This window comes from uncultured Flavobacterium sp. (assembly GCF_963975005.1).
GTDB lineage: Bacteria > Bacteroidota > Bacteroidia > Flavobacteriales > Flavobacteriaceae > Flavobacterium.
Genome location: NZ_CAXBFR010000103.1, coordinates 1 through 10,326 on the forward strand (window position 1 = coordinate 1; position 10,326 = coordinate 10,326).

At 31.0% G+C, this 10,326-nt stretch carries 8 protein-coding genes and 1 pseudogene; 8 read left to right on the plus strand and 1 reads right to left on the minus strand.

Annotated features, from left to right (window positions below):
- Positions 1-71: 71 nt before the first annotated feature.
- The 6 genes from AACZ53_RS11385 to AACZ53_RS11410 all read left to right on the plus strand — a co-directional run bounded on the left by AACZ53_RS11385 (position 72) and on the right by AACZ53_RS11410 (position 5,571).
- A complete protein-coding gene (locus tag AACZ53_RS11385) occupies positions 72-2,624 on the plus strand; it encodes an ATP-dependent Clp protease ATP-binding subunit (RefSeq protein ID WP_339838487.1) in 2,553 nt (850 codons plus the stop codon).
- A gap of 65 nt (positions 2,625-2,689) precedes the next feature.
- Positions 2,690-4,057, plus strand: coding sequence for a 30S ribosomal protein S6--L-glutamate ligase (gene rimK, locus AACZ53_RS11390; RefSeq protein ID WP_339838469.1), 1,368 nt, complete (start codon positions 2,690-2,692; stop codon positions 4,055-4,057).
- A 1-nt stretch (position 4,058) separates the two neighbouring features.
- Positions 4,059-4,439, plus strand: coding sequence for a hypothetical protein (locus tag AACZ53_RS11395; RefSeq protein WP_339838472.1), 381 nt, complete (start codon positions 4,059-4,061; stop codon positions 4,437-4,439).
- A gap of 5 nt (positions 4,440-4,444) precedes the next feature.
- On the plus strand, positions 4,445-4,621 hold the full coding sequence (locus tag AACZ53_RS11400) for a hypothetical protein (RefSeq protein WP_339838475.1): 177 nt from the start codon (positions 4,445-4,447) through the stop codon (positions 4,619-4,621).
- Positions 4,622-4,625: 4 nt separating this feature from the next.
- Positions 4,626-5,201, plus strand: coding sequence for a TMEM175 family protein (locus AACZ53_RS11405; RefSeq protein WP_339838478.1), 576 nt, complete (start codon positions 4,626-4,628; stop codon positions 5,199-5,201).
- A gap of 10 nt (positions 5,202-5,211) precedes the next feature.
- On the plus strand, positions 5,212-5,571 hold the full coding sequence (locus AACZ53_RS11410; RefSeq protein ID WP_339838481.1) for a DUF1304 domain-containing protein: 360 nt from the start codon (positions 5,212-5,214) through the stop codon (positions 5,569-5,571).
- A gap of 3 nt (positions 5,572-5,574) precedes the next feature.
- Here AACZ53_RS11410 and hutH read toward each other — a convergent pair whose 3' ends face one another.
- Complete coding sequence (gene hutH, locus AACZ53_RS11415; protein WP_339838483.1) at positions 5,575-7,077, minus strand: histidine ammonia-lyase; 1,503 nt, start codon at positions 7,075-7,077, stop codon at positions 5,575-5,577.
- Positions 7,078-7,463: 386 nt separating this feature from the next.
- Here hutH and thrA point away from each other — a divergent pair, with 386 nt between their 5' ends.
- Complete coding sequence (gene thrA / locus AACZ53_RS11420) at positions 7,464-9,911, plus strand: bifunctional aspartate kinase/homoserine dehydrogenase I (RefSeq protein WP_339838485.1); 2,448 nt, start codon at positions 7,464-7,466, stop codon at positions 9,909-9,911.
- A gap of 66 nt (positions 9,912-9,977) precedes the next feature.
- Positions 9,978-10,326, plus strand: a pseudogene (locus AACZ53_RS11425) (homoserine kinase); the annotation flags it as partial.

Below are 10,326 nucleotides of genomic sequence, written 5' to 3' on the forward strand. Positions count from 1 at the left end.
TGGCACTTCTTAGAAAGTGTTAGGAGAAAAAAATTATGTTTACTATTTTTAAAGCTGAAAGGAATAAATATATGGATGAAAATTTTTCACCAAGAGTAAAAGACGTAATTACCTATAGTAAAGAAGAAGCTTTACGTTTAGGACACGATTTTATTGGTACTGAACATTTAATTTTAGGAATACTTCGAGATGGGAGCGGGAAAGCCATGACTATAATGAATAACTTAGCTGTTGATTTTAGTCATTTACGCAAGAAAGTTGAAGTCCTAAGCCCTGCCAATTCGACAGGAATTCAAAACAATGATAAAAAAAACCTTCACTTAACAAGACAAGCAGAAAGAGCAATTAAAACTACTTTTCTTGAAGCAAAGCTCTATAATAGTTCTGCTGTGAGTACGGCACATTTATTGTTATGTATTCTACGTAATGAAAATGATCCAACTACTAAGTTGATGAAAAAATTAAAAATTGATTATGAAACCGTTAAAGAAAATTATATTGCTATGATAAATAACGAAGAAGATTTTATAGAAAACTTACCTAAAGCCGAATCATATAACGAAGATTCTGGTCAAGATGACGGAATTAAAGATAGTTCTTTCAATAACCCAACATCTGGAAATAAAACAACAAAAAAATCAAAAACTCCAGTATTAGATAATTTTGGTAGAGATTTAACCGAAATGGCAGAAGAAGGAAAGTTAGATCCTGTTGTTGGACGTGAAAAAGAAATTGAAAGAGTTTCTCAAATTCTAAGCCGTAGAAAGAAAAACAATCCTTTACTAATTGGTGAACCTGGAGTTGGAAAATCTGCAATTGCAGAAGGTTTAGCTCTTATGATTATTAAGAAAAAAGTATCACGTGTTTTATTTAACAAACGTGTTGTAACGCTCGATTTAGCTAGTTTAGTCGCTGGGACAAAATACCGTGGACAGTTTGAAGAACGCATGAAAGCTGTTATGAATGAGCTTGAAAAAAATGATGATATCATACTTTTCATTGATGAAATTCACACTATTGTTGGTGCAGGTGGAGCAACGGGTTCCCTTGATGCTTCAAATATGTTTAAACCGGCTTTAGCAAGAGGTGAACTACAATGCATTGGTGCAACAACATTAGATGAGTATAGACAATATATTGAAAAAGATGGTGCTTTAGAAAGACGTTTTCAAAAAGTAATTATTGAACCAACTTCTGTTGAAGAAACCATTACTATCTTACATAATATAAAAGGTAAATATGAAGATCACCATAGTGTAACTTATAGTGACGAAGCCATTGAAGCTTGTGTAAAGTTGACAAATCGTTACATGACTGATAGATTCTTGCCAGACAAAGCTATTGACGCTTTAGATGAAGCAGGTTCTAGAGTTCATATTACAAATATTGATGTTCCTAAACAAATTTTAGATTTAGAACGTCAGTTAGAAGAAGTTAGAGACTTGAAGAATTCTGTGGTTAAAAAACAGAAATACGAAGAGGCAGCAAAATTGCGTGATGACGAAAAACGCATTGAAAAAGATTTAGCTATTGCTCAAGAAAAATGGGAAGAAGATGCTAAAAATAATAGAATTGAGGTTTCTGAAGACAATGTTGCTGATGTTGTTTCAATGATGACCGGAATTCCAGTGAATAGAATTGCACAAACCGAGAGTAATAAATTAGCTCATTTACCAGAACTTATTCAAGCAAAAGTCATTGGACAAGATGAGGCTGTAAATAAAATTGCGAAGTCAATTCAAAGAAATAGAGCTGGGTTAAAAGACCCTAACAAACCTATTGGTTCGTTTATATTTTTAGGTCAAACGGGAGTTGGTAAAACACAGTTAGCCAAAGTATTAGCTAAAGAGTTATTTGACTCAGAAGATGCTTTAATACGTATTGATATGAGTGAATATATGGAAAAATTTGCTATCTCAAGATTAGTAGGTGCACCTCCAGGGTATGTTGGTTATGAAGAAGGTGGGCAATTGACAGAAAAAGTTAGAAGAAAACCATACAGTGTAATTCTTTTAGATGAAATTGAAAAAGCGCATCCTGATGTATTTAACATGATGCTTCAAGTATTAGATGACGGTCATTTAACAGATAGTTTAGGTCGTAAAATTGATTTTAGAAATACTATTATCATAATGACTTCAAACGTTGGCGCACGTCAATTAAAAGACTTTGGGCAAGGTGTTGGTTTTGGAACTGCTTCAAAAGTAGCTCAAGCTGATGACAATTCAAAAGGAATTATTGAAAATGCTCTTAAAAAAGCCTTTGCTCCTGAATTCCTAAATAGAATTGACGATGTCGTTGTTTTTAATGCTTTGGAAAAAGAAGATCTCGATAAAATTATTGATATTGAAATGGATAAATTATACCTAAGAATTAAAGATTTAGGATATACTTTAAATTTATCTGAAAAAGCAAAAGATTATATCGCTGAAAAAGGATTCGACAAACAATTTGGTGCAAGACCTCTTAAAAGAGCTATTCAAAAATATGTAGAAGATTCTTTAGCTGAAGAAATTATTACATCAAAAATACATGAAGGTGATGAAATTTTTATGGAATTAGACGAAGAAAAACAAGAACTAATCATAACAATTAAAAAATATGAAAAACCTGCTGAAAAGTAGGTTTTTTTTTCTAGTCACATCAAAAAAAATAGTACTTTCGATTATTATTAAATTAAAAGAATAAAATGCAACAAAAAGTCATTGTAGGATCCGAAGAATGGTGTTCATTACCAGCAATTGGTATTCCAACTATCAAAGCAAGAGTAGATTCAGGAGCTAAAACTTCTGCCCTTCATGCTATAAACATAAAAACATATTCAAAAGATAATCAAGAATGGGTAAAATTCGATATTAATCCTATTCAGAATAATGCAAAAGCGCTTATACATTGTGAAGCTCAATTAGTAGATCAAAGAATTGTAAAAAGTTCAAGTGGTTTTCGAGAAAAGCGTTATGTTATTAGCACAAATGTTTCTTTAGGTGGCAAAACATGGGAAATTGAACTTACCCTAACCAATCGTGATTCAATGGGGTTTCGAATGCTGCTAGGTAGAGAAGCTATGTCTGGTAGGGTGATGGTTGATCCAGAACAAAAATTTGTATTAGGTCAACCCTCAAATGAAAATTTAAAAGAATTTTATTATACCGAATCTTCAGAAAAAAAAGGTTTACGAATTGGTGTTTTAGCTAGTAATCCAGAGTTATATAGCAATAAAAGAATTATGGAAGCTGGAGAAATGCGTGGTCATGAAATGCACTTCTTAAATTTGAAGTACTGTTACATGAAATTAGACGCAGATACTCCTGAAATTCACTATCGTGGTGGAAAAATATTAAATAATTTTGATGCTGTAATTCCTAGAATTCGTCCAAGTATGACCTATTATGGTTGTGCGTTGACACGTCAATTTGAAGCTTTAAAGGTATTTGCTTTAAACAATGCTGCAGCTATAACACAATCTCGTGATAAACTTTTTTCATTGCAATTACTTTTAAATAATGGAGTTGATATTCCAACAACGGGTTTTGCTAATTCTCCATTAGACACAGATGATTTAATTAAAATGGTTGGTGGTTCTCCCCTAATCGTAAAATTATTAGAAGGTACTCAAGGAAAAGGTGTTGTTTTAGCTGAAACTAAAAAAGCCGCTGAATCTGTAATCAATGCTTTCAAAAGTTTAAATGCGAACATATTAGTACAAGAATTTATTAAAGAGGCCAACGGAAAAGATTTACGTCTTTTTGTGGTGGACGGAAAAGTTGTCGCTTCAATGCAAAGAGAAGCTGCTCCGGGTGAATTTAGAGCTAACATTCACATGGGTGGAACTGCTTCAATTGTAAAAGTGACACCAGAAGAAAAGAAAATCGCTATAAAAGCAGCAAAAGCAATGGATTTAAAAGTCGCTGGTGTTGATATTATTCGCTCTAGCAAAGGACCTTTATTGTTAGAAGTAAACTCTTCTCCTGGTCTAGAAGGAATTGAAGGAGCAACTAACAAAGATATTGCAGGAGAAATGATTAAAGCTATTGAGAAAAACTTTAAGTGGAAATAAAATGAAAAAAAACATTCTCTTATTTATTCTTTTTTTTTGTATTTCAGCTTTTAGTTATGCTCAAAATTGTAAGAATTATAAAAATGGTAAATTTAAACTTCAAGATGATGAACTAGGTGTGACCTATATCATCGAAAGAAAGGGGAATTTACAAACAGAAAGAAAATTAGGAGAAGATTTTGTGCTAGACTTTGAAGTTATTTGGATTGATGATTGTTCGTATATTCTTAAAAGTTCAAAAAAAACAGCTGCTTTTTTAAAATCTGATGCTGATTTAATAGTAAGAATTAAAAATATTAGCGGAGATTTTTTAGAATTAGAAATGCATATAAAAGATTATCCTCAATCAAAATTAACAACAGTTGTTGAAGTAATAAACTAATTAACATGATCAAAGAGTACAAAATACCATTTGTAACGTTTTTATTAGGAATGGCAGTCACAATTTTAGGAGCCTTATTTAAAATAATGCATTGGCAACTTGCAACTGGATTTTTGATCGTAGGAATGGCTTTAGAAGTTGTAGGTATCTTTTTATTAATCAGATTGATTCTTAAAAAATAAAATAGTGAACAAAAACAGACTTGAAGCTTTTAGTGATGGCGTTTTAGCTATAATTATTACGATTATGGTCTTAGAATTTAATGTTCCTGAAGGCAACACTTTTGAAGACATAAAGCCTTTACTTCCTAAAATTTTAGGTTATATTTTGAGTTTTATTTATGTTGCAATTTATTGGAACAATCATCATCATTTAATGCATGCTGTTCAAAAAGTGAACGGGAAAATTCTTTGGGCAAATATGCATTTACTTTTTTGGCTGTCCTTAATTCCTTTTGCAACTGCATGGCTTGGTGAAAGTGAATTTGATGCTTTTCCAATGTTTTTGTATGGTTTAGTTTTATTAGGTAGTGCACTAGCCTATTTTATTCTTCAATATAATATTATTAAAATTGAAGGAAAAGAGTCAGTAATTGCAAATGCAATTGGAAAAGATAGAAAAGGAAAAATATCAACTTTACTATATATAATTGCAATTTGTTTTGCTATGTATAAACCTATTATTGCTGGAGTTTTATATATTGCTGTTGCTTTAATTTGGCTTGTTCCAGATAAAAGAATTGAAAATAACTTTAAACTTTAAAAAATTAACTATGAATATGCTATCACAAATTATTATTGGTCTTGTTGCTTTAATTCATCTTTATATTTTATGGTTAGAAATGTTTGTTTGGACAACCGTTGGTAGAAAAGTGTTTAAAACCATTCCTTCTGATATGTTTGATAAAACTAAAGTCATGGCTGCCAATCAAGGATTATACAATGGTTTTTTGGCTGCTGGTCTAATTTGGTCTCTTCTTATTACAGACGAAATGTGGTCAAGAAATATAGCCATGTTTTTCCTAAACTGTGTGCTGATTGCTGGAATTTACGGAGCATTTTCTGTTTCAAAAAGAATATTTTATGTACAAGGAATTCCTGCTATTCTGGGAATTTTGAGTTTGTTTCTTTAAAACCTATTCCTCCAGCTCTATTTGAAAACTTTGTAAAAAAGCAATTGTTTTTTCAATGTCATAATGTAAAATTCTGTCTTCTTTTACAAAAGAAACTTCATCTCTATAAGATTTGATAAAACTTTCTATAAACTCACTTGATTGTAAAGGTCTTCTGAATTCTATTGCTTGAGAAGCATTCATTAATTCAATGGCTAAAATACGTTCCAAATTATCTACAATTCGCAATGTTTTTGTTGCTCCATTTGCACCCATAGAAACGTGATCTTCTTGGCCGTTACTAGAAACAATACTATCAATACTTGCTGGTGTAGCCAATTGCTTATTCTGACTAACAATACTTGCTGCTGTATATTGTGGAATCATAAAACCTGAATTCAATCCTGGATTATCCACTAAAAATGCTGGTAAATCACGTAACCCTGAAATTAACTGGTAAGTTCTTCTTTCCGAAATACTTCCCAATTCAGCTAAAGCTATTCCTAAAAAGTCAAAAGCTAAAGCTAGAGGTTGACCGTGAAAATTTCCACCAGAAATAATTTCATCTTCACCTACAAATATATTTGGATTATCTGTGACAGAATTAATTTCGGTTCTAAAAACTTTCTTTACATATTCGATTGTGTCTTTACTAGCACCATGAACTTGTGGCATACATCTAAAAGAATATGGATCTTGAACATGTTTCTTTGGTTGTGCTATAATTTCACTGTCTTCTAATAATTCAGTTAATCTTCTGGCTGTTTGAATTTGTCCTTTGTGAGGTCTTATTAAGTGAATTAAATCATTAAAAGGTTCAATTCGTCCATCAAAACCTTCTAAAGAAATAGCTCCAATTAAATCCGCTAAATAAGATAATTTACAAGATTTTAATAGAATATATGTTCCATATGCACTCATAAATTGGGTTCCATTTAATAAAGCCAATCCTTCTTTAGATTGCATTACAATAGGTTGCCAATTCATTTTTTCCAATACTTTACTTGAAGGTTGTCTAAATCCGTCCATATAAACTTCACCCTCACCTATTAAAGGCAATGCTAAGTGAGCTAAAGGTGCTAAATCACCACTTGCTCCCAAAGAACCAAGCGTATAAATTACAGGTAAAATATCATTATTAAAAAACTCAATTACACGTTCAACTGTAGCTAATTGAACACCTGAATGTCCGTAACTTAATGATTGTATTTTTAACAACAACATAATTTTAACAATCTCACTTGGAACTTCTTCACCAGTTCCGCAAGCATGCGATTTTATCAAGTTTTCTTGAAGTTTTGTTAAGTTTTCTTTAGAAATTTCTACATTACATAACGAACCAAATCCCGTATTAATTCCGTAAATTGGTTCCCCATGAGATTTCATTTTATCATCTAAATACTTTCTACATTTTTCAATATTAACAATAGCTTCTTCTGATAAAGCTATTTTTTTATCTTCTCTAATAATTGTATGAATTGTGTCAATAGACAATAAATCTGAACTTATATAATGTATGGTTTCCATTTCTTAATTTAAATATTCTCCAAAATTCTACAAACGATTGTTAAAAAGCAACATTTTTAACTACTATTTATTATCATATTGTCATTTTGACTTATCTAAAATTAGTAATATTTTGATTTACAACGAAACTACTAGCTAAAAATGACATATTCATAAAAATGAAAATGCTTTTTTTATACTCAAAATAAATGTTCTACATTTGAAATATGTTGAAACACAATAAAATATACGCTACTTCTTACACAACCCAACTTGCGGTTGAAAGTTTTATTGGCTCAACTTCTACAACAACTACAACCCCTTTCGGGGTGAATTTCTACATATAATCCATTCTATATGTTCTTTCGAAAGAAAGATAAAATTCTTTATTCTTAAAATTCAATAAAATGATAGTATTAAAATTTGGTGGAACTTCTGTTGCCAACTCGCAAAATATAAAATTAGTTCTCGATATTGTTTCCAAAAAATCTCAAAATAACAAAATAGCAGTTGTAGTTTCTGCCTTTAGTGGTGTGACGGATTTACTTTTAAAAGCTTCAAATGAAGCAGCTTCTAAAAATGAATCTTATAAAGTAACTTTAGAAGAAATTCAACAAAAACATTTCGAAACCATTAGTAATTTAGTTTCAGAAAGTTATCAAAAACAAGTAATTGAAACGATTACTACTGAATTCAATCAATTGAAAATACTTTTAGATGGTTGTTTTTTATTAGGCGAATTATCTCCAAGAACTTCTGATGCCATTGCCAGTTTTGGGGAACTTTTGTCTTCTCAAATCATTGCTGTTGCTTCGAAAGAGAAAGTTTCAGATTCAGTATTTAAAGATAGCCGTGAGTTAATTAAAACGAATTCTAATTTCGGAAAAGCATCTGTTAATTTTAATGTAACTAACTTATTAATTGAAGATTATTTTAAGTCTAATAAATCTCAAGTAGTTTTATTACCGGGATTTATTGCTTCGGATGAAAAAGGAAATACTACAACATTAGGTCGTGGTGGTTCTGATTTTACGGCTGCCATTTTAGCTAATGGATGTCATGCTAACTCTTTAGAAATTTGGACAGATGTAAACGGAATGTTTACGGCAAACCCAAAAATGGTAAAACAAGCGCAACCCATTGAAACAATTTCTTATGAAGAAGCAATGGAATTGTCTCATTTTGGTGCCAAAGTGCTTTATCCACCAACTATTCAACCTGTTTTAAAAGCTAATATTCCTATTTGGATTAAAAATACTTTTGATGCTGAAGCCAATGGAACTTTAATATCAAATACGCTACAAAGCAATGGAAATCCAGTTAAAGGAATTTCACATATCGAAGATATTGCTCTACTAACTCTTGAAGGTTCGGGAATGATTGGTGTTGCTGGTTCTTCCAAACGTTTGTTTGAAGTTTTATCCAGAGAAAATATTAATGTAGTTTTTATCACACAAGCTTCCTCAGAACACTCAATTTGTATCGGAATTCTAAATAATGATGCAGATAAAGCTAAAAATGCAATTGACGAAACCTTTGAATTCGAAATATCTCAAAATAAAATCAATCCTTGTATTGTTGAAAAAGACTTATGTATTGTTGCTATTGTTGGCGAAAACATGAAAAATCATCAAGGTTTGAGTGGAAAAATGTTTAGTACTTTAGGAAAAAACAACGTAAACATTAGAGCCATTGCACAAGGAGCTTCAGAACGAAATATTTCTGTAGTTATCAATAAAAATGATGTTAAAAAGGCTTTAAATACGCTTCATGAACGCTTCTTTGAAGAGAATACCAAACAATTAAACCTTTTTGTTATGGGTGTTGGAAATGTAGGAGAGAAATTCATGGATCAAATTTACCAACAAAAGAAATTTTTAAAAGAGAATTTAAAGATAAATGTACGAGTTATTGCGATTTCAAATTCAAGAAAAATGCATTTTAATGAAGAAGGAATTGCCTTAAAAGATTGGAAAGAACTTATTGAAAAAGGAGAAAAAGCTGATTTGAGTGCATTTATTTCACAATCAAAAAGTTTAAATTTACGTAACAGTATTTTTGTTGATATCACTGCAAATGATGTAGTTGCTTCAATATATGATCAATTTTTAAAGGAAAATATTGCTGTTGTGACTTGTAACAAAATTGCTTGTTCGTCTAAATATGATAATTATAAAAATCTGAAAAGTTTAAGTCGAAAATACAACGCTCCTTTCCTATTTGAAACGAATGTTGGTGCAGGTTTACCAATTATTGATACCTTGAAACATTTAATTGCTTCAGGTGACAAAGTGAATAAAATTCAAGCTGTTTTATCAGGAAGTTTGAATTTTATTTTTAATAACTTTAGCGAAACGTATAATTTTCATGATGTGGTAAAAGAAGCTGGAGTTCAAGGTTTCACAGAACCTGATCCAAAAATTGATTTAAGTGGAATTGATGTTGCTAGAAAAATTTTAATCTTAATAAGAGAAAGTGGTTATCAAATGGAAATTGAAGATATTGAAAACAAATCGTTTCTTCCTGCTGAATGTATGAATACAACTGAAAACGAATCTTTTTTTGCATCATTAATTAAAAATGCTTCTCATTTTGATAATTTATTGAATGAAGCTAACGCAAAAAATAGTCGTTTAAAATTTATAGCTACATTCGAAAATGGAAAAGCAAGTGTAGGTTTAGAATTTATTCCACAAGAAAGTCCGTTTTATAACTTGGAAGGAAAAGATAATATTGTACAATTTTACACGGATAGATATGTGGACCAGCCTTTATTAATCAAAGGAGCTGGTGCTGGTGCAGCTGTAACGGCTTCTGGAATATTTGCAGATGTCGTTAGAATTGGAAATGTATAAGTAAAGATGTTGCAATGCAACATCTCCACAAGGTTGTAAAACAAAATTGTGGTAAAAAAAGAAAAAATGAATGAAATAAAAATATTTTGCCCAGCAACCATAGCTAATCTCAATTGTGGGTTTGACATTTTAGGCTTATGCCTAGATACGATTGGTGATGAAATGGTAATTAGAAAATCTCCAAATAAAGGAATCAAAATCACTAAAATAGTTGGTGCAGATTTACCTTTGAAAACAGAGAAAAACGTTGCTGGTGTTGCTGCTTTAGCAATAATTGAAAACTTAGATTTAGATTACGGATTTGAAATAGAAATTTACAAAAATATAAAAGCAGGAAGCGGCATCGGCAGTTCGTCTGCAAGTGCAGCTGGTGCTGTTTACGGAATTAGTGAATTGCTTGGAAAACCATTTTCAA

Coding starts and splice junctions, on each gene's coding strand:
- AACZ53_RS11395 (WP_339838472.1), top strand. CDS start 4,059: ATGAAAAAAAACATTCTCTTATTTATTCTTTTTTTTTGTATTTCAGCT.
- hutH (WP_339838483.1), bottom strand. CDS start 7,077: ATGGAAACCATACATTATATAAGTTCAGATTTATTGTCTATTGACACA.
- rimK (WP_339838469.1), top strand. CDS start 2,690: ATGCAACAAAAAGTCATTGTAGGATCCGAAGAATGGTGTTCATTACCA.
- AACZ53_RS11400 (WP_339838475.1), top strand. CDS start 4,445: ATGATCAAAGAGTACAAAATACCATTTGTAACGTTTTTATTAGGAATG.
- thrA (WP_339838485.1), top strand. CDS start 7,464: ATGATAGTATTAAAATTTGGTGGAACTTCTGTTGCCAACTCGCAAAAT.
- AACZ53_RS11385 (WP_339838487.1), top strand. CDS start 72: ATGGATGAAAATTTTTCACCAAGAGTAAAAGACGTAATTACCTATAGT.
- AACZ53_RS11410 (WP_339838481.1), top strand. CDS start 5,212: ATGAATATGCTATCACAAATTATTATTGGTCTTGTTGCTTTAATTCAT.